At 50.5% G+C, this 22,390-nt stretch carries 23 protein-coding genes; 12 read left to right on the top strand and 11 right to left on the bottom strand.

Features of this window, described 5'->3' with window-relative positions; genetic code table 11:
* Nucleotides 1–69: 69 nt before the first annotated feature.
* Both CVU71_10015 and CVU71_10010 read left to right on the top strand, forming a co-directional pair.
* Nucleotides 70–1,011 carry an alpha/beta hydrolase gene (locus tag CVU71_10015; protein ID PKN19106.1) on the top strand — a complete coding sequence of 314 codons (942 nt, stop codon included), beginning with the start codon at nucleotides 70–72 and terminating at the stop codon, nucleotides 1,009–1,011.
* Between the two features lie 167 nt (nucleotides 1,012–1,178).
* Nucleotides 1,179–1,508, top strand: coding sequence for a thiol reductase thioredoxin (locus CVU71_10010; protein PKN19105.1), 330 nt, complete (start codon nucleotides 1,179–1,181; stop codon nucleotides 1,506–1,508).
* Nucleotides 1,509–1,658: 150 nt separating this feature from the next.
* On the opposite strand, the gene CVU71_10005 is transcribed toward CVU71_10010, so the two are convergent.
* Together CVU71_10005 and CVU71_10000 are read right to left on the bottom strand one after the other, a co-directional pair.
* Nucleotides 1,659–2,045 (bottom strand): hypothetical protein, encoded by a 387-nt coding sequence (locus CVU71_10005; GenBank protein ID PKN19104.1) that lies wholly within the window; start codon nucleotides 2,043–2,045, stop codon nucleotides 1,659–1,661.
* A 104-nt stretch (nucleotides 2,046–2,149) separates the two neighbouring features.
* The gene (locus tag CVU71_10000; GenBank protein ID PKN19103.1) at nucleotides 2,150–2,332 is read right to left on the bottom strand and encodes a hypothetical protein; all 183 of its coding nucleotides are present in this window, start codon (nucleotides 2,330–2,332) and stop codon (nucleotides 2,150–2,152) included.
* On the opposite strand from CVU71_10000, the gene CVU71_09995 reads away from it, so the two are divergent.
* Complete coding sequence (locus CVU71_09995; GenBank protein PKN19102.1) at nucleotides 2,331–4,247, top strand: hypothetical protein; 1,917 nt, start codon at nucleotides 2,331–2,333, stop codon at nucleotides 4,245–4,247. The genes CVU71_10000 and CVU71_09995 overlap by 2 nt on opposite strands.
* 459 nt (nucleotides 4,248–4,706) lie before the next feature.
* Nucleotides 4,707–5,198, top strand: a complete 492-nt coding sequence (locus tag CVU71_09990) for a hypothetical protein (GenBank protein PKN19101.1) — start codon at nucleotides 4,707–4,709, stop codon at nucleotides 5,196–5,198.
* Nucleotides 5,199–5,298: 100 nt separating this feature from the next.
* On the opposite strand, the gene CVU71_09985 is transcribed toward CVU71_09990, so the two are convergent.
* The 3 genes from CVU71_09985 to CVU71_09975 form a co-directional block, all read right to left on the bottom strand.
* The gene (locus CVU71_09985) at nucleotides 5,299–5,733 is read right to left on the bottom strand and encodes a hypothetical protein (GenBank protein PKN19100.1); all 435 of its coding nucleotides are present in this window, start codon (nucleotides 5,731–5,733) and stop codon (nucleotides 5,299–5,301) included.
* Between the two features lie 115 nt (nucleotides 5,734–5,848).
* Nucleotides 5,849–6,631, bottom strand: a complete 783-nt coding sequence (locus CVU71_09980) for a 3-oxoacyl-ACP reductase (GenBank protein ID PKN19099.1) — start codon at nucleotides 6,629–6,631, stop codon at nucleotides 5,849–5,851.
* Between the two features lie 71 nt (nucleotides 6,632–6,702).
* Complete coding sequence (locus CVU71_09975) at nucleotides 6,703–8,157, bottom strand: hypothetical protein (GenBank protein PKN19098.1); 1,455 nt, start codon at nucleotides 8,155–8,157, stop codon at nucleotides 6,703–6,705.
* A gap of 367 nt (nucleotides 8,158–8,524) precedes the next feature.
* On the opposite strand from CVU71_09975, the gene CVU71_09970 reads away from it, so the two are divergent.
* Nucleotides 8,525–8,767, top strand: coding sequence for a hypothetical protein (locus CVU71_09970; GenBank protein PKN19097.1), 243 nt, complete (start codon nucleotides 8,525–8,527; stop codon nucleotides 8,765–8,767).
* Between the two features lie 17 nt (nucleotides 8,768–8,784).
* Here the strand turns inward: CVU71_09970 and CVU71_09965 are convergent, their stop codons facing one another.
* The 4 genes from CVU71_09965 to CVU71_09950 form a co-directional block, all read right to left on the bottom strand.
* Nucleotides 8,785–9,261 carry a hypothetical protein gene (locus tag CVU71_09965; protein PKN19096.1) on the bottom strand — a complete coding sequence of 159 codons (477 nt, stop codon included), beginning with the start codon at nucleotides 9,259–9,261 and terminating at the stop codon, nucleotides 8,785–8,787.
* A 92-nt stretch (nucleotides 9,262–9,353) separates the two neighbouring features.
* Complete coding sequence (locus tag CVU71_09960; GenBank protein ID PKN19095.1) at nucleotides 9,354–9,788, bottom strand: hypothetical protein; 435 nt, start codon at nucleotides 9,786–9,788, stop codon at nucleotides 9,354–9,356.
* A gap of 181 nt (nucleotides 9,789–9,969) precedes the next feature.
* Nucleotides 9,970–10,947 carry a hypothetical protein gene (locus tag CVU71_09955; GenBank protein ID PKN19094.1) on the bottom strand — a complete coding sequence of 326 codons (978 nt, stop codon included), beginning with the start codon at nucleotides 10,945–10,947 and terminating at the stop codon, nucleotides 9,970–9,972.
* Nucleotides 10,948–11,036: 89 nt separating this feature from the next.
* Nucleotides 11,037–11,555 carry a hypothetical protein gene (locus CVU71_09950; protein ID PKN19093.1) on the bottom strand — a complete coding sequence of 173 codons (519 nt, stop codon included), beginning with the start codon at nucleotides 11,553–11,555 and terminating at the stop codon, nucleotides 11,037–11,039.
* Nucleotides 11,556–12,006: 451 nt separating this feature from the next.
* On the opposite strand from CVU71_09950, the gene CVU71_09945 reads away from it, so the two are divergent.
* From CVU71_09945 to CVU71_09930, 4 genes are all read left to right on the top strand, one after another.
* Nucleotides 12,007–12,585 carry a hypothetical protein gene (locus CVU71_09945; GenBank protein ID PKN19092.1) on the top strand — a complete coding sequence of 193 codons (579 nt, stop codon included), beginning with the start codon at nucleotides 12,007–12,009 and terminating at the stop codon, nucleotides 12,583–12,585.
* 232 nt (nucleotides 12,586–12,817) lie between these two features.
* Entirely contained in the window at nucleotides 12,818–13,309 is a 492-nt protein-coding gene (locus CVU71_09940) for a pyridoxamine 5'-phosphate oxidase (GenBank protein PKN19091.1), read from the top strand.
* Nucleotides 13,310–13,355: 46 nt separating this feature from the next.
* Entirely contained in the window at nucleotides 13,356–13,871 is a 516-nt protein-coding gene (locus CVU71_09935) for a hypothetical protein (GenBank protein PKN19090.1), read from the top strand.
* Complete coding sequence (locus CVU71_09930) at nucleotides 13,828–14,316, top strand: hypothetical protein (protein ID PKN19089.1); 489 nt, start codon at nucleotides 13,828–13,830, stop codon at nucleotides 14,314–14,316. The genes CVU71_09935 and CVU71_09930 overlap by 44 nt, the downstream gene beginning before the upstream one ends.
* A 292-nt stretch (nucleotides 14,317–14,608) precedes the next feature.
* Here the strand turns inward: CVU71_09930 and CVU71_09925 are convergent, their stop codons facing one another.
* Nucleotides 14,609–16,849, bottom strand: a complete 2,241-nt coding sequence (locus CVU71_09925) for a hypothetical protein (protein ID PKN19088.1) — start codon at nucleotides 16,847–16,849, stop codon at nucleotides 14,609–14,611.
* Between the two features lie 433 nt (nucleotides 16,850–17,282).
* Here CVU71_09925 and CVU71_09920 point away from each other — a divergent pair, with 433 nt between their 5' ends.
* Entirely contained in the window at nucleotides 17,283–19,076 is a 1,794-nt protein-coding gene (locus CVU71_09920) for a hypothetical protein (GenBank protein PKN19087.1), read from the top strand.
* 102 nt (nucleotides 19,077–19,178) lie between these two features.
* Here the strand turns inward: CVU71_09920 and CVU71_09915 are convergent, their stop codons facing one another.
* Nucleotides 19,179–20,489: a hypothetical protein gene (locus CVU71_09915; protein PKN19086.1), complete on the bottom strand. Its 1,311-nt coding sequence runs from the start codon at nucleotides 20,487–20,489 to the stop codon at nucleotides 19,179–19,181.
* Nucleotides 20,490–20,708: 219 nt separating this feature from the next.
* On the opposite strand from CVU71_09915, the gene CVU71_09910 reads away from it, so the two are divergent.
* Nucleotides 20,709–20,888, top strand: coding sequence for a hypothetical protein (locus tag CVU71_09910; GenBank protein PKN19085.1), 180 nt, complete (start codon nucleotides 20,709–20,711; stop codon nucleotides 20,886–20,888).
* Nucleotides 20,889–21,027: 139 nt separating this feature from the next.
* A complete protein-coding gene (locus CVU71_09905) occupies nucleotides 21,028–22,308 on the top strand; it encodes a hypothetical protein (protein PKN19084.1) in 1,281 nt (426 codons plus the stop codon).
* Nucleotides 22,309–22,390: the final 82 nt, after the last annotated feature.

Raw genomic sequence — 22,390 nt, 5'->3', positions numbered from 1 at the left:
TTTCTCTTAACGGAACAATACAGGATATCCCCCTGTTTTGCATTTCCTGCATAAAACTGGTAAGAAGACATGTCAATCAATCAGGGTGTCCATGGCAAAAAAATGAATCCGGGAGGAGCCGTTGGAATGACAGCCACAAGCGACGGGCAGAGGGTATCCGAAAACGAAGTCAGGTTTCTTGCGGCAGACGGGTTTGAGCTTGCCGGTACATTGCTGCTTCCGGATCAGCCGCACACGGCCGTGCTCATCTCCGCGGCAACAGGGTTTCCCAGGGAATTCTATCTGCCCTTCGCCCGTCTGGGTGCAATGCGCGGCGCCGCCTGCCTTGTTTACGACTACCGCGGCGTCGGCGCTTCGGCGCCTGCCGATCTGAGCTCATTTAAAATGGATTATCCGGACTGGGGCAGGCTGGACATGGCGGCGGCCCTCGAACGGCTGATCGCTGCGGCGCCCGGCGCGCCCGTTGTCCACATTGCCAACAGCGCCGGCGGACATCTGGCCGGCTTCATGCCTAATCAGAATAAGATTACACGCCACATCTTCATCGGCGTCGGGTTGGGAACCTGGTGGACGCATCGGTTTCCGAAGCAGCAATTGCTCGACATGTTTTTCTGGTGGATCTACGGACCCCTGCAGCTGACGATGAAAGGGTATATTCCCGCCGGCGGCCTCTGGGGAGGCTCCACCCTGCCCTCAGGCGCCTTTCGCACCTGGCGGCGCTGGTCGCACAGGGGCGATTACTTCCGCCGCGAGCTTGCGGACCGGCTGAAACCTCACCAGTTTGATGAAATGCAGGCGCCGATCATTTCGTATGTCTTCTCCGACGATCCGCTGACCACCGCCAAAAGCGCGCGAACGTTTCTGGCATTCATGCCCCGCGCGGGAAAAGAGATTCGCCTGAAGAAGCCCGCCGACCTGGGAGTCAGGGCGCTCGGCCACCAGAACCTGTTTCGCCGCAAAAATGAGGCCGCCTGGTCCAATATCTGGGATACAGCGATCAATGGGGAGTGACGAAATGAAACCGAACGGAGAATGTGTATTTTCATCCAGTGAAAAAGTTTCGGCATTTTTTAAGTTTATAGGAAAAGAGCAATGGTTAAGCGAAGTCCCGGTGACCTCCCGTTGGTCCGGGCAACTCATTTCACCTTTTACAGATAGGCAAACAAGGAGGGCGAAAAATGGCCTTCAGCAGTAAATTTGTCGAAATCGAACCGGCTCGCAAAGATATTGATGCGTTATGCGGACCCGCCGTTCTGGAATTCGGCACGGACTGGTGCGGTTATTGCCAGGATGCCGGGCCGATGGTCCGGCAGGCATTTGCCTCGCATCCGCAGGTTGTGCACATCAAGGTCGAAGACGGCCGCGGCCGTCCGCTGGGGCGTTCCTTCGGGGTCAAGTTGTGGCCCACGCTGATCTTCCTCACGGACGGGTGCGAAGTCGCGCGCCTGATCCGTCCGGAGAGCGTGCAGGCCATTTTGCAGGCCATGAAAAAAATCGATTGTCCGTGAAGCGTTGGAGGAATGGGCAGGCTGAGCCGCCATTAAGAATCCTTGTAAGGCCGGTGCCACCTGACATCAGAAACGGATATGTCAAGTCCCTGACCTTGTTTTCCCAGCCTCCTTCAAGGAATAAGCCAACCAGTTGACAGCGATTCTTTTTTACCAATTCGAGATAATGTTATAGTAATGCTCGCAACCCACGTTACAAAGAAGGTACTTCCCGCTCGAAGACCATCCTTCCATGCATTTGTCCTTGCACTTTACCCATCCCGGTCCGGCGTTGCCTTTATCAAAGCTGCCTGTCCATGCCGAGACAACGCTATAGTAATAATCACAACCGCTGCAGCAATAAGAAGGAAAACTGGCGCCATTGCATTTGTTTTTGCACTTTGTCCATGCGGGTCCTGCATCGCCTTTGCCAAAACTGCCGGCATAAGACGAACTGACCAGTTCGGTTGCCGGCCATAAGCTTTCAGACGTGACACCCGCCATGAAAATCACTACTCCCAATCCAACCGGCAAAAATCTCTTCAGTAACTTTTTCATTTTTTCTTTTCCTCTTGTGCCTGCTTTTTACAATCCGTTTCATGCTGGATGTCTGCAATATCAGCGGTTATTTCATGGCATAAAATAATATATAGAAAAATAGATTATCGGAAGATAAGAAAATAATTAATCGCAAAGACTGCGCTCATTGCCGGATTTAAACCGAGCGAGAACCGCAATAAACGAAATGGGTTCCGGTATAGGATCATCCTATATTGTTTGACTTGTGATGGTTTCTTGATTATAAGGGCCTCATTAAGCCAACTGATCAAAGGAGGCCCCATCATGAATGAAAACCCCGTTCCCTGGTACATCACGGTTCAGACTTTTCCCGAACTTCTCCACCGCAACGCCACACAGCACGGCAACCGGCGCGCCCAGTGGTGGAAGACTGGGGGGAAGAACACGGATTCTCTAACCTATGCGCAGCTTGCGCAAACGGTGCGCGAGCTTTCGGCAGGCCTTATGCAGCTTGGCCTCGCCAGGGGTGACCGCGCCTGCATCATGGCGAACACGCGGCCCGAGTGGGTATGGGCGGATTATTCCATCCTCTGCGGGGCGGCCATTACCGTGTGCATCTACCCCTCGGTATCGGCTCCCGAGATCAGGCATATCGTGAACGATTCCGGGGCCCGCTTCGTCTTTGTGGACAACGGGGAAAACCTGAACAAGATAAAAAGCGTCTGGAATGAAATGCCTACGCTGGAAAAAGTTATCACCATCGGGGAATGGTCTGCGACCGGAGATGAGCGGGTGATAACGCTTGATGATCTGAAGGTCCTCGGCCGAACGCTTTTGGCCGGGACTCCGAATGCTTTCGACGATCGCTGGCGCGAAGTTCGACTGGACGACCCCATGACCATCGTCTACACCTCGGGCACCACGGGTGTTCCCAAGGGAGCGGTGCATACCCACCGCAGTGTTAACGCGGCCTGCCGGCGCGACCTGACGGTGTTTTCCGCTCGGCCTTTCACCGAGGAAGATGTCTTCCTGTCGTTTCTGCCTTTGTCTCACACCTATGAACGCGAGTGCGGCCATGGCTGCGCCATGCACTGCGCGGTGACCGTCGCCTATACCGATCCCAAATCCCTGGTGGACGATTTACAGATCTTCCGCCCGACCGCTTTTGTTTCCGTCCCCCGGCTCTATGAGCGCATCTATATGACCATGCAGTCCCGCACGGCAACCTCGCCGGTCAAGAAGGCCATTTTCGAGTACGCGATGAAAACCGGCCTGGATCTGGTGGAATACCGCTCCGACAAAAACGGGTTCATCAATATGGCCGAGGGAGTTGACTTTACCGAGGGTGTGCCATTGCCCCTCCGGATCAGATACAAGCTCCTGGACAAGATATTTTTTTCGAAGGTGCGCGCCATGATGGGCGGCCGTTTCCGGTTTGCCTTTTCCGCCGCCGGCAGTCTGCCCGCGGACCTGTGCAAGGTGTTTCTGGCCATGGGGATACGAATCTACGAGGGATACGGGTCCACGGAGACCTGCAACACCATAACCATCAACCGGGTCGACAAGATCCTTCCCGGATCGGTGGGGCCTGTGGCGCCGGGCGTTGAGGGCCGGATTGCCGAGGACGGCGAGTGGCAGGTCAAAGGGGAAAATATTTTTGCGGGATACTGGAACAACCCGGAGGCGACAAAAGAAGCCTTTACCCCGGACGGCTTTTTTAAGACCGGAGACATCGTGGTCATGGTTGCCGATGGCTTCCTGAAGATCGTGGACCGAAAGAAAGGATTGATGGTTCTCGATACGGGCAAAAACGTGCCGTCGGCCAAAATCGAAGCCAGATTCTCGTTATCGCCCTGGATCGAGGTCGTCATGCCCGTAGGAGACAATCGCAAGTATGTGGGTGCCCTCGTGGTGCCCAACTTTGACGCCTTCATCCGTCTTTTCGATGAAAAGGGCATCACCTATGACAAAAGCAAACTGATTTTTTCCGAGGCGGACGGTACAAGAATCTGCGCGCAGGTCGGTCAGGACTTTATTGACAAACCGGAACTAAAGCAGCTCATTGATGCCGATATCCGCAAGGTCAACGCCGAGCTTGAGGAATACGAGTGCGTCAAAAAGTACGCCATCCTGAAGCGAAAACTGACCGTGGAAGAGGGCGAGATGACCCCCACCATGAAGGTCAAGCGCAACGAGGTGATCAAACACTTCAAGACCGAGATCGAAGGCCTTTACGATTGAAAAACGACAGGGGCAGGGACTGTTGTTCAAGTCTTCTGCCCCGGGTATCAGGACAACTTGGTCGTTCGTCAGGCTTATCTTATGTGACAGTGACAATATCGTTGTTGACGGCGGTATTTCAATCCAGTGAGACAAAGGGATGACGGCTAAGTAACAGGAGGTAATTTTACTTAACCGAGATCATTTTATTTCTAAAAAGGTTTGTTTCTCTTGAAGGGAATAATATAGGACGTCCCGCTGTTCAGGTCCGGGGATATTTCGATAAACTTGGTATTTCAGGGGCGCCTCGCTCACGGTTCAAATATGATCTCATTCCCATAACCTGACAGGGCTTGGTTTCTCGAAGCTGATTGCAGGCTTCATAGCAGTTTCCATCTGCCAATCTCCTGCCATTTAACTATTATTGTTTACTTCACTTCCTGAGATTAGACTGGGACGGCAATTGACCAATTATCATCTATGAGAGGTGATATGCAATATTTTTCGTTACTGGTATTATCATGGGTACTGGTTTTTATATTCACCCTGCCTTTTGTTTTACAGGCTTATACATTAACGCCATTTCTTGGAAAACAAAGATCCATTCAAATTGTAGGCAGGCAACTGATCCTGGCCGCTACATTAGTAGCGAAAGTAATAGTGCCGCGGGTAAATTCAAAACTGGAATTTCCAATATTCAAGCAAAAAATTAAAAGAAACTTTTTATTTTTCAGAAAACTTCTGCATTTAAGAATTGAAAATGAAACACAGGATAAAATTGAATTCCGGTTTCAGTTTTGTCCGGTCACAAAGATGCTGACCCTGTTCGGGCTGTCAGAGCTGTGCAAATACTCGTGCGCGGGAGATTGGAAGCACGCAAAGGAAAATAAGGAATACTGGATTTTTACCAGAGAACAAACCATTGGAAAAGGCGGTTCGTATTGCAATCACACATACTCAAGAAAGCCATGATGATATTATAACCATGCCCTGCATCAAAACCGCGGCGGAGACCAACATTGAGAAATGGTTGTCAGGGGCGTCCCCCTCGCTGTCTCTTATCCACATCAAATCACTTCTTACAGAAGCCAAAGTCGTTATTCTGGAGATTAGAGTAATCGCCCGTGGTCCCGCGCTTCCGGCAAATCTTCCATCCCGTATCCCGGCAAGCCATTCTTCCTTCTGATATATCGGAAATGTCGTTGCCGCTGTGCATGCTGACCGGCTGCAGGGCAATAGATACAAATTCATTCTGTTTATAAATGATATATTTTCCGGACAGACTCTTCGGACATCTTGCTCCGGTGTGGAAGCTGATGGTTCCGCCTTTCACGATATCTTTCGTATCGCATTCATCGGATCCAATTAGTTTTTCCGTGCACATTTTGACTTGGCCCGGCCACCACCAGGGACTTTCCACTTCAACCGACCATGCCGATGCATTATTATTCATCACGGTAAAAAAGCAGAGTATCGCCATCAATATGATCAAACCGGTTTTTTTCATTTCGTCTCCTTTTTTATAAAATCAATTATTTTATATTCAATCCTGCTATTCCCTCGGCGCAAAGTTCTATGATCGCAATTTATTAAGATGCGATTCAGAATTCAATGAGATACGTTCAGGATTCAAGCGTGACGGCTTTGAGCGTGACCCCCCCGTCGACCACAATCGTAATGCCGACGACGTAGTCTCCGGCCCGGGATGCCAGATAAACCGCCGCTCCGGCCATGTCCTCATCGCGCCCGATGCGTTTTGCAGGAACGCTGGCCGCGACCATGTCTTCGTAGTCGCGGGCAAGCTTGTTCATTTCCGATGCGAAAGCCCCCGGCGCGATTCCGCTGACAACGATATTGTCCTTGATCAGTCGCAGGGCCATCCGCCGGGTCAAATGGATCAGACCTGCTTTGCTTGCGGCATAGGAATAAGTCTCCATGGGATTGACAATGACGCCGTCAATCGAAGATACATTGATGATCTTTGCCGGCCGGTCTTCGGCTGCTTTGCGTAATTGCCTGATCAGCGCCTGGCTTAAAAAGAACGGCGCCTTTAGATTCAGGTCGACAACTTTATCCCAGCCTTTTTCGGAAAAGTCATCGAAAGGTTCTCCCCAGGCAGCCCCCGCATTGTTCACCAGGATATCGAGTTTTTCTTCGCGTGCGGCAAACTGAGAGGCCAGGGCCTTCGCACCCTCAACCGTTGAGACATCGCACGGCAGGGAAATACAATTGCCCAGCTCACAGAGTTCTTTGGCTGTTGTATCGCAGGCATCCGCCTTGCGTGATGAGATATAGACGCGCGCGCCCTGTTCGAGGAAGCCCTCCGCAATCATGCGGCCGATCCCGCGCGAACCGCCCGTTACGAGCGCCGTCCGCCCCTTAAGAGAAAATAATTCCTTCATCATCTGCCATTCCTCCCTGTTATTAATTTCATGGTTTCTCTGTGATGGTTGTTCAATATAAAAAAGGACGTCCCTTATTTTATGTCTATTTCCTTTTTTACCAGCGTCGCCTGTTTTTTTCCTTTTTTTGCGGGCTGTTTTTCCGCCCATTCAAAGTATGATCCGATCGCGTAGACAGCATCCTGTATTTTAGTATAAACGGGGAAGCCCGCCTTGCGCAGAGCGGCGTACGTTTCGATCCGGACGCGCTCATAGTCGAGGTTGTCTTCCACAAAGTTTGCCAGGATCGGGATAACGGGTTTCCTGATTTGCCGGGCCATTTCCAGAACGGTATCAGCGTTATTTTTCACATTAAGAAATAATTCGGCATGCAGGATGTATTCGACTGAAAAGTAGGGGACAATAACGTCGATCGATTCGTCCGCATCAATGGCCTTCATGGTATGCAGCATAACATTGAGATCGAAACCAAAGGCCCCCAGATCAACCGGGTTGACCGTCGAGGTATTGACTCCCATGATTTTTTCACTGATCATCTGCTGCGAAGCGGCGCTCAATTCAGGAAGAGACAGGCCCGACTGAATGGCAAGATCGGAAAAAAGAACGGATACGCCGCCTCCGGCGCCCAGGAAGCCCACCCGCTTGCCCCGCGGAATTTTTGCAGCCGTGCCCAGCATCACCAGATGCATCAGTTGATCGAAATCATCCACCAGCAAACCGCCGTGCTGACGGACGGCCGCCGCCCAGATTGTGTAATTGCTGGCCATCGCGCCCGTGTGGCTGGCCGCGGCCTTTGATCCGATTTCCGTTTTCCCGCCCTTGAGAATAATCACCGGTTTTTTTGCCGTGGTCCGCTTGAGTGTCTTAAGAAAAGTTTTTACATTCTTGATGTCTTCCACGTAGCAGGCAATAATCCGGACATCCTGATCATCGGCCAGATATTCCAGATAATCTTCAAGACGCAGGTCGATCTGATTTCCGTAAGAGACAACTTTATTGATGGGAATTTTTCGCGTCGAGGCCATGGCCATAAAGTTTGCCGTCACACCGCCCGATTGTCCCAGAAACGCAACCGTACCGGCCGATTCCTGAGGCGGGGCAAATACAAATGAAATTTTGGACCCGGTGCAATGCACGCCGACGCAGTTTGGTCCGACAATCCGCAAGTCCCCCTTACGGGCTTCCCGGATCACATCTTCTTCCAGCTGCAGGTTTCCCGTTTCTCCAAAACCCGATGTGAAAAAATGAATGAACTTGATCTGCTTGCGGACTGCGGCCCGGACAATGTCTATGGACTGTTCAACAGGCGCCGCGATAATGGCAAAATCAACCGGCCCGGGAAGATCATCGATAGATGTAAAAACCTTGATGCCGCTTATTTCACCGCCTTTGGGGTTTACCGGATAGATAGTTCCCGCAAAACCGTTCCCCTGGATAATCTGAAAATAGGGCATTTTCCCGCCGCCCAGATTGTTGGACGCGCCGACGACGGCCACGCTTTCCGGATAAAATAACTGATCGAGATTCATCGCATTCCTCCTTGTTCCGCTTCAGGTCAAAGATCATATGTTATCACAGCACCCGGTGTCTGATGCCATAGCCACCAAATCAATGTCGGACCGGCATGCCTTCGGTGTTCGCATCCGATAGATCAACTCTTTATTCTCCGGAAACGAACAGGCCGATCAAAATCACTTGCGAAATATACAGTTTCCCGCAAACGATGCAAGAATAAAAATAGTTTATAGTGGATGGAAAATAAAGAGGACGGTTCGCGGCCCAATATGCCCGGATTTTCTTGACATGCAAGTCCGGGTTTCCTATACTGCCTGACAAAGAAAGCAATTTCTTATCAATTGTTTGCAGAATTGCCAGTGGTTCAGTAAGGAGAATTGAATGATAAAAGGATTATCCAAAGTTTGTTTGGTTTCAGGGATCGCGATCGTCATCTTGCTGGCCGGAGATACAGCTCAAACCGGCCAGGTTAACGAGTCACAAAACATCAATATAAAAAATAAGTGCTACGCCTTTTGTGAAGGTCGCTACCATAATACACCGTCCTGCGATGCCGCTATGGTGATGGCGTGCAAGGATGCCTGTGATCTGTATTGGCACGAAATTTATCTTATTGATTATTAAAACGCCTCTAATATTACTCAGGGCTTTGGCTCTTCGTTCCAGATATCCCGGGCGATCTTCCAACTGCCGTCCGGCTGCTGTTTCAGGACGAACAGATAGTGTCCGGAGACCTTGTTTTTCGTTTGGCTCGCCTTGATTGTTTCCATCCTTGTAAAAGTGCCGCTCAGGAACGCCCATTGACCGCTTTGCTGAATCTGGCCGGGTTTCAATTCAAATGTGGGCAGCGTCGTTTTAAAATAAGCGCCATAGAGAGCGACTATTTTGTCTTTGCCGACAATGGCCGGCTTTCCCGGTGGCATCCAAACGCCATCCGGATCGATCAGGCGACCCATGGCTTTACTATCGCCCGCGTTGAAGGCAGCGTTAAAATCAATCCGCACCTGGTCGATTGCTCTGTCGTCCGACGCCGCCAGGGCAGAACGCTGGGGCATGAGAGCCGCCGTCACGGCCATTGTCAAAAAGAATATTACCGCATAAAACATTCTCCTCTGCATATTGATCTTTCCTTTCCTGTTGTGTTTTTTAATTTGCCTTCCCCGAAGCTTAAAAAGCCGGTATTACCTTCTTTGCCCCAGCTTCGTATAAGCTATAATGTTTTTTCAAAATGATACGTACCGTCGCTCTTTTTGACTATATTGAACTTCGGACTCGCGCAGCATCGTTCCGTAGTCGAGGCGCTTTCATTGCCGTTACAGGTCATCGGATAGATATTTTTACTTCCAACCGTCCCCGTCAAATAGGATGGACAGAGCCCGGTTAAACTGAGAAAACTCGTTGTCTGATTCTGGTTATTCGGAATGGTAAGGGTGGAATATAATGATGCCGCTCCGGTAGCGCCCTTCGAATACACCTTAACCATTGCTGTGGCGCCGGATAGATTGGTAATTTTCACTTCAAATTCCAGTGCCGACACCTGGTGAACCCAGACCGTACACAAAAGTGAAAGAGCGGCAAGGGCGCAACTCAGGATAAATATTTTTTTCTTCATTCTCTTCATGGCTGCTCTCCGGATATTTTCCATAATAATTCCCTCATTTTCCCTGTTGGTTCAATCATTATGGTTGAACCTTTATTTGATTTTTCTATAAATGCTAAAATGTAAAGGGTCAATCTATAAAATTGAACCAGCAAAGCGCCTGAAAGAAACTTAGTATTTTAGGGGCATCCCGCTTGGCGCCCGCGGCGGCTTGCTAAAAAAATTCTTACGGTTCAACCACGATCTTGATGGCGGTCTCACTCTTTGCCGCCAGAACGTCAAAGCCCTTGACGGCGATATCGGCCAGCGGGATAATATCCGTAATGATGCTTTCCGGTTTGATCCTTCCCGTTTCCAGCCATTTCATGGCCAGGTCGGGCTTAATGGAATTAGTGCCGATCATAGTCGTTTCCCGTGTGACAAATCCCAGCATGTGAACCGCAGCTCGCTGTGTGAAAATACCCTGAACAATGACTGTGCCCTGATAGCGTGCCGAGGCCAGGCAGTCTTTCAGCGTTGCTTCTACGCCGACGGCTTCTATGGCCACATCCACACCCCGCCCTTCGGTCAGTTCCTTTATTTTTGCGGGGGTCTTGATCTCGACGGGGTTCCAGACCAGGGTGGCGCCCAGTTCTTCGGCCTTCTTCCGCCGGTTTTCCAGAACATCCGTCATGTAAACCGTATTAACGCCCATCGCTTTGAGACCCATCAGCAGCATCAATCCCACCGTGCCCGCGCCGGCAATAAAGACGGTATCTTCGGGTTTTACATTTCCCCGGTCGATGGCGTACGCCGCGCCGGAGAGCGGTTCCAGAACTGTGGCCCGCTTCCAGTCCATGTCGTCGGGAATTTTCAGAAGGCGGTCCTGGGGGCAGTTGACCGCTTCGGCGTAAGCGCCGGCAACAAGCGTGCAGACGCGGTCGCCGACGTTGTACCCTTCAACACCGGGGCCTGCGGCTATAATCGTGCCGCAGGCTTCATGGCCAAAAGGGCTTTCGGGAAAAGGTCCGTGCAGATATTCGTGCAAATCGGACCCGCAGATGCCGCAGTATTTGATTTTGACTTTGACTTCACCGGCGCCCGGTGCAACGTCTTTGACGTCCTCGACGGTGATATTCCTTATTCCATGATAAATGGTCTTTTTCATAAAAACGCCCCTTTCGGCGGAAATGCATTTGGTTGATAAACGGCTGCCCGGTGTCACGCACCCCGCCGCTTGCCGGGGCCGACGTCCGGCTGTCCCGGGATTTGCGGCGCGGATTCAGATGCGATAGGTTCGCATCTGAAAAAAATTTAATCCTCCAGGGCCACGCGGAAGCGGCAGACCTTGTCGCCTTTGGTCAGCAGTTTGCTGAATCCGCTGGTTTTAAATTTCGGGTTGAGTTCTGTCGCCATGCCGCGAAGTGATTCTCCCAGCAGGATTTCGCACAGCTCCGGTTCCCTGGACCACTGTTTCGCGATCGGGCAGGTGTAAAGTTCCTTTTCAAAAGCCTTCGGCGAATGCTCCACGTAACCGTTCCAGTAATTGGCAAAAGTATCGTCGATTAAGTCATGCACTTTGGGAAGATTCATGCAATCGCAATAGTCCGCATTTGTGGTGCCGGTCAGCGACATCCACATTTTGGCGCCTTTCTGGCCGTCCTTGTAATATTCCTCTTTCAGGCGCTCGACAAATTTATCGCCGCCGACTTCCTTGCCGACGCGGTACAGGGTAACCATCTGCCGGGCCAGGGCTTCCGTCCAGTTTTTGTAGCGCTTGCCCATCTCTTCTTCGCTTACCGGGTATTTCTCGTAATCGGGTGTTTCTTTCATGGTTTCTTCCTCCTCGCGATAAAATCGGTGTTGATCATATCATGGGAACTGCTTGAACCTGCATGTCTTTAATATTTTGTGGGCCAGTTGGTCAAGTGGTGCTCGCCGATTACGCCCGTGCGCTGATCTTTTGCTGGTCCAATCATTATGAATGAATCTTATTTGAACTTTCTATAAATGCTAAAATGTAAAGGGTCAATCTATAAAATTGAACCAGAAAAGCGTCTGAAAGAAAATTAGTATTTTAGGGGTGCCCCGCGCGCGGTGCTATCCCGCAATAACAAAAGTTACCGTAATAAAAACCGACAACATACAAAACACGATCATGCTCTTTTTCATGCCGTCTTCTTTTTCTTCTTTGATCTGCCATTGCTGGGGGAATTGGCATTTAACATGCTATTAGAAAGCAAATCATCTTGACATAATAGAATTATTCTTCCATTAAACTTGTATGGGACGCAAAGCTTACTTTCAAAACGAAGATTTCCTCAACGCGGCAGTCCAGATCATCGCTAATGACGGTCTGGGTGCTCTCACCATCGCGGCACTGGCCAAACGGGTAAACGCGCCCGTCGGTTCGGTTTACCATCGTTTCCCGTCACGCGATGCGCTCTTGGCCGAAGTCTGGCTCAACATTATTGAATCATTCCAAAAAGAATTTTTAAAAAAGCTTCAGGATGATGGACTTCAGGCCACCCTGGCCTGCCTGCAGTGGGTTCGCCAGCATCCTCATGAGGCGCGCATCATGCTCCTTTACCGGATCCACGACCTCACATCCGACAAATGGCCGGAAGACATGCAGAAACGCGCCCTGCGACTGGCCAATGAATTGATTGAGGGCGTAACCGCGTTTACCAAAAAGCAATTCGGGCGGGTCACGAAAGAAACAATGGATCGCGTGACTTTTGCCATCTATGACGCCCCCATCGGCATCATCAGAAGATATTTGCGGGAGAATAAAGTTCCGCCGGTATCCGTCAATGAACTGATCCGCGAAACATATGAAGCAGTCATCGTAAATGCAAAATAATATCCGAATTAACACCGCCTGTTCCAGTTTCACACGCGTGCGTCAACCCGTCTGATAGTATTTCTATTATTCGCCCTGCCGTGCATGAGCCAATCGGGTATGTGCGCGTCAGGCAGAAATATTCTTGACATTCTTTTTAATAGAATCTATGTTCTAATATAAACATTCTAATTAAAAGATTTGGTTCGATAATAATCACATCTTAAAACACTATTTTCATGGAGGTATTTTTATGGAAATCGGCAAACATTGGGAAACCATCCAGGCTGTCTTTGAAGAAGCGTTTAAGAGTTGCATGCATTTTGCGGTGGCCACCGTCAATGAAGACGGATCACCTCACGTGACGCCCATCGGTGCATTAATCCTGCGGGACGATTCAACCGGTTTTTACTTTGAGGAAAATCCGGTGAGAATGCCGCGCAATTTGACTCTAAATCCCCGCGTCTGTATTCTGGCACAAAACGCCGACAAGTTATTCTGGGGCAACGCACTGATCAACGGAAAATTCCCGACACCTCCGGCGGTCAGGCTCTCAGGCATTGCAGGTAAGTTGCGCCAGGCAACACCTGATGAGACGGCGCTCTGGCAGGAAAAGATTGCCTTGGCCAAAGGCACGAAAGGCTATCAGCTGTTATGGAGTTCCTTCTCTCATGTCCGGGATGTTGCCTTTGATTCTTTCGAGCCCGTTGACGTGGGAGAAATGACGGACGAACTTTGGAAATGACCGGATACAGACGTTGAAGAAATGAATAATAAAAGGAGGCCAGGAGATGACGGTTAATGCCCTTTCGCTCAGTAAAGATGAAATAAAGGAACTTGTGAGTAAAAACTGGATAACCCACGATGCCATGTGGTTTTACCACTGCCTGCAGGAATTCGGCATCGAAAAGACCAATCAGTTGAACAAGGCTGCTATCCGCGACATGTCGGCAATAGAAATCAGACGAATTCACAAAGCGATGGGCGCGGCGCCGATTAACACGTTTGATGAATTCAAACACTTCTTTGACGTGGCGATGGAAATCGCCACCGGGAAATTTATGAAATATAAGTACACCTCACCTTTTCATAATTTAGTGCACGCAGAGTGGGATTCCTGCTTTGCATACGAAGGGATGAAAGCCCTGGGGGTTGCCGACCGTTATGAATGCGGTGTCATGCTGAGGATCAACACATGGCTGGATACGCTGGGTATCAAATATGAAGTGACGCCCAGGGTAACTGGCTGTATGATGCATACCGATGGTAAATGTTTCCGGGATTATCAGTATTTCTTTGAAAAATAAGCTGTCAAAGGAGGTCCAGGCGATGAACGAGGATGTTTGGAAAGCTGTCCAGAAGCATCTGAATTATAATAATGAAGAGATGGAGATATTTCGAGCTGATCCCAGAAATGAGGATGCCTTGTCCAAAACGGCCCTTATGCTCAATAAAACAATTATCGCGGAAGTCATCGAAGCACATGGTTGTGACAGCGGACATAAAGTTGGTGACAAGTTTTATTTTGATGGCCGCGGTGTCAGCCTTCTGGCAAAACTGGGTCCAAGCAGAGTTTGCATTTTCGCTTTGCACTCAATTGCTCTGGCTTTACCTGCGGTGGCTGAGTTGCTTTATGCCGGTGATGATCCCAATAAAATGAGATTCAAGCGGTTTGGCTGCCCGGATGTTGGCGTAAAGTGCGGTGGTTGGGGACATATCGTCATGGAGATTAAAGTTGAAGATCGAAAGTAAATTGATTCGAGCAGCCGCGCTTGAGTGCCCGCATCTAGCCGCGATAAATATATTCAGGAGCAAGTGCTATGAAAATAAATGGAAAACACGGTCAAATCTCTATTCTTGACATTTCAATCTGTTCCTTGATTCCGGCCTCCGTAACCTGAAGGTCAAAAGACCGGAATGACGGTGGAAAAGATTGCTACGCCCCGATGTCGGGACTTGCAATAACAAAGGCATGAATTGTCCTAAACAATTCCTTTCCCGTCTGACGGCAGACACTTCTTCTTTTATAAATCCGAAACCCCGCTCAAAAATTCAACGTAAACAATTTCACCGGCCTGCCATCCGCGGGGCCTGTGATGATTTCCGAATCTTCGCGGCCGCTCAGATCTCCGCCGACTTCCTCGTCAATGATTTTCAGCGCCTTTTGCATGTGCTCGATATAAACATCCGCCGGAATCATTTCGCTGTAGGTTCGGTTAAAGGCATAGATGCCGACATTTGCTTCCAGGGCGCGCCTCGCCATGTCGATGGCATGGGTTATTCTTTCCCTGACTATTTTTGCCGTCAAAACCGTATGGACCGGCAGAAAATCCCACAGGGCCACGGCATTGCAAAACAGGGTGGTCGGCTGATAACTGAACAAGGCAATGGCTGCGTTATAGATGGTGCCTTTCTGAATGGTGATCTTGACGACCAGTTCATCCTGCTTCTGGACGGGCAGTTCACTGCGGCGATAGCCGATCTGCCATTGCACGTCCATGGATTCCTGTTGAAAAATATCGGCGCCGCCGGTGATGGGTTTGTCCGGATTGACAAAGAGCTCCGCGTCGGCCGTGAGCATCGTTTTCAGCACGGCGGCGATTTTCAAGAGGAAGGATGAGCGGGTTCCGGAAGAAGACACGGACATTCCTTTTTCAAAAAGCTGTTTGGCCTGATCCAATCCCTGATAAACGGCGCATTGAAGATTTTCAAACTCCCGGATATCGGTGCAGACCTCCGGATGAGTCCGCATGTACCGGACGGTGGACATGGCCTGCGCCAGATAGACGATGGCGTATTCGCAGTAGAAATCCTCCGTGTGGAAATCGCAATGCTCCCGGATGTTGTCCGCTTCCTGGAGGGCCTGGCGAAAAACAGCAGCCGCCGACCGCTGCGATGGTGTATCCAGCGCCATGTTCCGAAGCAGCATCATCCGCAGCGTCCGCGCCACCAGGTCCTTGGGGTTGATGGACAAAACAATCCGCAGGATTTCCGCCGCTTCCGAACAGCGTTTGCGATAGTAGAGCGTCTTGGCAATCTCCACACCCAGCAGAGAATTATGCGGATACTTGAAAAAAGTGGCAATCGCATTGTTGTCGCCCGCATGGCCTGCAGCCGCGTCTTCGCTTCCCATGGGCCAGAGCAGCCGGTCCAGTTTTTCAATCGAAGCGGGGGAATTTTGCAGCGTCTCATCATGGAGCAGCTCGGAGACAAAGTCGAAATAATGAGTCGTCCAGAGCGATGTGATCCACCAGATCGGCAGAGATTCCCCGTTGAATAATCTGGCTTCCGCAGGCTTCGGACAAAGAATGACGTGGATGTCGTTGATGAGCAGACCGTGACGCGCGTAATCCGAGATGCGGATCATGGGGTCATCCGGCAGGCCGGCGTTCAAAAGAGACAGCATGTGATTGTCCAGAACCCCGTATTCTCCCGCCGTAATGGCGATGGAGAGAAACCGGTTTTTGCTGTAATACTTGGAAAGCGGCCAGCGGATGGCGATCTGGTGCGCCAGCGCCACCGCGCTCTTCAGGCATTCCATGTAATGCACCAGATTACCGCCCTCCTTTTCCTTCGGGAAATCGATATACAATGTCGTAATGTCGTAGGCCTTGACTTTGCCCCATTTGCCGTAAAGAAAGTGGCCGATAGCCTCGGTGATGTAGCTTTTAATGTTTTTTTTCAGCCAGCCGATGATTTCGTGATCAATGACTTCGCCGCGGCTGGTCAGGGCAAAACCGATGCGCACGCCTTCGTTGTGGTCGTCGGATTTTGAAGGAGCGCCGCTTTCGGGAAAGAGCGAGACCAGCGTTTCAAAGTTCCATTTCCGGGAAAGTTCTGCCCGCTCATAGCCCAGCCAGAAAGCGATGCTCCGGAGCACATTCATTTTGTAGTCCGTATCCAGGGGTTCTTTTTTCAGCCGCATGAGCATGGAATGGGTCACCTGCGGCAGCCTGATGTGGTGCGTGGTCAGCAGGGCATTGATCCGGTTGCACAGGGCCCTGAGCGATAGATTCAGCTTCAGCGTTTCTTCCTTTTTATTTAACAAGTCTTCAAAACTGATATCGCCGGCTAACTGGAGTTTGAATGTATTGTCCGTATGGGCACGGATGAACTGCTCGAGACTTTCAGTATCCGCTGGAGAGATAAGACCGTTTCGGACGGCAAAATCGATAAATGAATCACCTGCCGGTGTATTATCTTTATTTTGATAGAATGATGTAAGACATTCCACTGTTGGGAATACGGACAAAATAGCTGCCATTGCCTTATCGCGGGGGTTCATTTTTTATATCCTCCATAATTTAAATTATTTATGCTTTATCTAGTAAATCCTGACGGCTTGTACCACTTCATTATTTCAGTCAATACTGTCTTACTGGTTTATTTATAAATCATTATTATTTGTAATACAACATATCAAATTGACTGTCTTTCTTTCAGCGATTATAAATCTGTCTTCAAGAGCTTGAAGCATTAACTGACCGGGGAAGGTTCAAAATGTTCAAGTTGAGAAGTAGCCTTTTTAAAAAAATGTCCGTCTTAAAAAAGGCTGAAGATTCACCTCTGGTGTTAAGTCACACTGTCTCTGTCATTTCGAAGAGGTCTTCAACGACTGAGAGATCTTAGATTTCTCCCTGCGGACTTGCCCCCAGCTATGGGGGTCGAAATGACAGTTCAGGATTGATGCGATGCTGGTCAGATTTTAAGGAGATGATATGGATCCGAATACCGTTTATGATTACCCGAACAACTTGGTCGATTTATTCGAGGAAAGTGTAACCAAGTTTCCGGACATCCGATTCCTGGGCACCAAGAATCCGGAATCCGGAAAGTATGAATGGATTTCGCGCAGGCAGATTGCCGAGCGGGTGGACAACCTCCGCGGCGCTCTGGCCAAACTTGGTTTTGCCAAAGGCGACAAAGCCGGCATCATCATCAACAACTGCGTTGAATGGTTTGTCTGCGAGCAGGCCGTCCACGGGCTGGGCGGGGTATTCGTTCCCATGTATCTGCAGGAACTCCAGAAAGTATGGAAATACATCATTACCGACGCGTCCATCAAGTTCCTGTTTGTCCGCGACGAGAGCGTTTACGAAAAAGTCAAAGAGTTCAAACAGGAAATCAACACGCTCGAAGAAATCTTTGTTGTTTACGGCGAAGGAGTTAACAGTCTTTCCGCCCTGGAAGAAATGGGCAGGAAGAATCCGGCCCCTTCCATCAAGCCCCACTGGTCGGACCTCGCGCATATCATCTTCACATCCGGCACAACGGGCGATCCCAAAGGCGCGATGATCTCCCATGGCAATGCATCTTGGGCCGCAAGGTCCAGCATCGACACGTTTGAGCTCAACGAAACCTCGCAGGTGATCTCGATTCTGCCCTGGGCGCATGTTTACGGACAAAACTGCGATCTGCACAATTATACGTCCTGCGGAGGGGGAATCGCGTTTATCGAATCGCTGGATAAATTCATGCAGAATGTCCAGGAATCGAAGCCCACGGCCATTAACGGCGTTCCGCGCATTATCACCAGGATTTACGATGCCATCATGCAGGGTGTGAATGCCGATCCCGTCAAAAAACAGTTTTTCGACGCGGCACTCGCTGTAGCGGCCAAAAACAGGGACCTGCCGGAGAAAACAAAAGAGTTCAAAGATTATGATGACCTGGTCTTTTCCAAGGTCCGCGCCATTTTCGGCGGCAATCTCCAATTTATCGTCAGCGCGAGCGCGCTTCTGAAGCCGGAAATCGCTCTTTTCTTCCATGATATCGGACAGCCGACCTACGATTGCTACGGCATGACCGAAACCTCGGGCGGCATTACCATGAACTGCACCGAATTCGGGAACAAATTGGGAACCGTAGGCAGGCCGATCCAGCATACGCACGTCGTCATCGACAAATCCCGCGTGGAGAAAGACAGCCTCGACGGCGAGATCTGCGTTTACGGGCCTCAGATCATGATGGGTTACTACAACAAACCCAAGCTCAACGAAGAGGTCATGCTGCCGGATAAATGGAACGGCTTTGCCGGCATCCGCACCGGCGACCGCGGCTGGTTCGACGAAGAAGGCTTCCTGCGCATCACCGGCCGCTTCAAGGACGAATACAAGCTGGCCAACGGCAAATATGTGCATCCGGAAAGCATCGAAAATGAAATCAAGCTGATGCGCCCCGTCGCCAACGCCATGATCTACGGCGAAGGGAGGGATTACAATGTGGCGGTGATTGTTCCGGACTTTGCCGAACTGAAAGCCGATCCCGCCACCCAGGCGTGGGTCAAAGACACGCCGGAAGAGACGCTTAAAAGCGAAGATTTAAAGAACTATCTTACCCAAAGCATTATAGAGTATGTGCGAAAGTCCTTCGGCGGTTATGAAGTGCCGCAGAAGTTTCTTTTTATTGCGGAAGACTTCACTCTCGTCAACGGCATGCTGACCCAGACCATGAAACTTAAAAGAGCCAACGTCCTTACGAAATACAAAGACCAGCTGCTGGCGCTTTATTAGGATTGTTTGACTGCTGCTATGCAAAAAAGCCGCAGCCCATTGTCGGGTTGCGGCTTTTTTTACAGATGAAGATTATTAAGTCATCCTTCCGGAAATGACAGATCAATCCATATGTTCCAGGGATAACTTCGCGGGTTGCTTTCCCAGCAGCACCATGCCGAAGTGTTCATATTTTTCACCGGCCTTATCCATGTCGTGCCAGCGCGCCAGAAATTCTCTCTCTCGCAGCCATGTCCGGCGTATCGTTGCCGGATCTTCAAACAGCAGGACGTCCTTGTTGAGTCCGATGACAATCGCGTAGTGGCCGTTATCCCAGCCGCGGCGCCAGTCATCCAGGGTCATGTATTGTTCCGCCCAGGCCTGTAAGAGCACAATTACCGGCGTTCCGGCGTCGACGTACTGCTTGACCTGATTGAGTGACCATTGCGTGCCGGATTTCACCTCGAAGCCATAGCTTTGCGCGGCTGCGATCATGGCCTGTGGAGGCGTGCCGCTTTCCTCGGTCGTGCCCAGCGCCGAAACCAGTTCGTCGCGGTCGACCTCCACGCCGTAATAGGTCATCACGGTCTGGAGAGCCTGCACGCCGCAGTCGTAATCATAAATCTGTTTGCCGATATGCAGGTCAATCATCGAGACTTTCTGAGATTCCTGAAGCGACTGGATGGTCCGGGTAAGCGATTCGGCAAATATGCGCCTCAGCCGGTTGATTTGTGCGACATTGGGTGTGCCGTCTTCATTTTTGTAGAGGTGTTCGTTGGTTTCCTGAATAAACGCCGGGGCGCGCGCGCCGATTCTTTTCATGGCGTTGACCGAATGTGCGGCGCATACGTGGCCGTGTACCTTGACGTACTCCGAAGCGTTTACCGTGATCAGCACATCGGGCAGGTGCTTGCGCAGTTCGGCGGCGTAAGTTTCCACGAAGATATCAGGGCAATAATAGAGCGGTTTCTCATCGCGATCCGTATGCTGAAAATTCATTAAATCGATTTGATTGCCGGCGACGCCGCGTGCGGTGATCGTGGAATGGCCGTCAAAGATCAGGCCTGCGCCGGCGGAGATACATTCTTCTATGCCCCGGTGAAAGGGTTTGAGATACTTATCCGACCAGGCCGCCCGCATGGATGCCGACGGTTCATACGCACTGCGGTAGATCGGACGGCCGAAGACGTCTCTGACCGGAATGCATTCGTCAATGTCCGCGGGATCGCGGTTGGCATCCAGCAGAATGCTGCAATACGGAAATATCAGCTGCCGGTTGCCGAGAATATCGCGGAAATCATAAAGCCACTGAGTATACCAGTCGACGTTTTTCAAAAGCGCGGTAAAATCGCCGGTCAGGTCTTCCAGCGAAATTTCCGGCGGAACGGCAACACCGCTATGCGCTACAACAACCAGAATGTCCGATCCCGTCATATCTTTAGCCTTTCCTGATGCTATGCCATTTTACGATGCCTGCCTGTCCAAATCGGCGCTCTGTTGCTGTCATTGGACTCTTCACCCTTCGGGTTCATACTCCCGGCAGCATACTGTGTCGTAATTACTTTTTATGTCCTTTCGCAGCGTAGCGAGAAATCTTATTTTCAATATATCCAATGCATTAAGAGTCCTCATCCCGACACATCGGGATTCGGAATGACAATTGCTGCAATTGTGACACAGTCTCCAGGGCAGGGTCCCATTCTTATTGTGTTTCCTTTCAAGATCGTACCTCCGGTCGAAGCAAAGCGGGAAATCCGTGTTTTGAGCTTTGTGAAGAGTTTTAAGATATCTACCGTTGGTCGATATGACAAGTTGGAATGGCGCCGCACGTGATATATTGTAGCGCTTTTCGCTGCCTTTGAAAATGTAAAATAAATTAAATAATATCAATGATATGAGTTTATTCATTGACAGGAATCGTGGTTCTTCTTATAGTTTGTTCCAATAAAGCTAAGGTATTGACCCAGATTCCATGAACAATCCATTCCGGTTTCGACAAACACATTTTTCAGGATGGCTTTCGCTTGCCGGTGTGATGCTGGCCTATGGTGGAATTTGCGGCAATGTTACGTACGCTTTCGGGGTATTTCTGCCGTCCATGAGTGAGACATTTGGGTGGAGCCGTTCGGCTTTGTCCGGTCCTTACACCCTTTATCTCATCATCGGCGGGATGCTCGGGCCGGTGGCCGGGTCAACCATTGCCAGGTTCGGCGCCAGGAAAAATATTGTTTGGGGAAACAGCATCGCGGTTCTGGGTTTGCTGGGGATGTCTCAAGTCAGTGAAATCTGGCAGGCTTACCTTTTTTTCGGCGTCATGGGGGGCCTTGCCCTGGCGTCCGCGGAATTTTTGTCTGTAACCACCGTAATTAATCACTGGTTCATCCGGAAAAGATCACTGGCTCTGGGGCTTGTGTTTGCTTCAGGTGGTGCGGGGGGATTTTTTCTGCCCCCGCTCATCAGTTTGCTGATGGGCGGCTTCGGCTGGCGCTGGACGTGGGTTGGCCTGGCCTTCTTCCATATGCTTCTGGCGGTTATTCTGGCCGGTCTGCTCATTCGGAATACACCGGAAGAAGAAGGACAATATCCGGACGGGCATGCGTCCCAAGAGCTGTTGGAACAGTCGCTCCTTTCGGCAGCAAGCCCTGTTTATCAGACAAAAGAAGATTGGAGTGTCCGTGACGCCCTGCGTGCGCCTGCGCTCTGGATTCTCCTGATTTTGTTTTCCGTGCTCTTGTTTGCCACCAATATGATGACGACCCACCAGGTTGCTTATCTGCAGGATTTGCAGTATTCGCCGATGGTGTCCGCCACGGCTCTGGGTTTGATGCTGGGGATGAGCATATTGGGCAGGATCCTGAGCGGTGTGCTGGGGATGCGGTTTAAAGGGCGGTATCTGGCGGCCGTCTTTATGGCCTGCCTGGGACTGGGGCTTGTGTCGTTGATGAACGCCGGGACCGTTATTTTTGTTTATCTCTACTCGATTTTAACCGGCATTGGATTCGGCGGGATGATTGTGCTTCTGCCCCAGACCATGGGCGCCTATTTCGGGCGCAAACATTTTTCCCGTATTGTCGGCTGGACCACCCCTGTCGTAACGCTGGCCAGCGCGGCAAGTCCGCTGCTTGCCGGATATTTTTATGATGCAACCGGCAGTTATTCTCTGCCTTTTGGAGTCACGGCGGCGCTGATTTTCGGCTGCGCCTTGCTGGCCATACTTATGCGTCCGCCCCTTGCGCCCGGGGCTTTCCGGTAATTATTTTATTTAATTCCGCTCACGCGGGACGAGCGTTAATTGCCGCGGCCTGCCGCGATATGAAAACGTTCGGTTCATGCTC

The sequence above is a fragment of the Deltaproteobacteria bacterium HGW-Deltaproteobacteria-6 genome (genome assembly GCA_002840435.1).
Classification (GTDB): domain Bacteria; phylum Desulfobacterota; class Syntrophia; order Syntrophales; family Smithellaceae; genus UBA8904.
The sequence above is the reverse complement of the archived record's forward strand: the minus strand, read 5'-3'. Positions and strand labels throughout refer to the sequence as shown.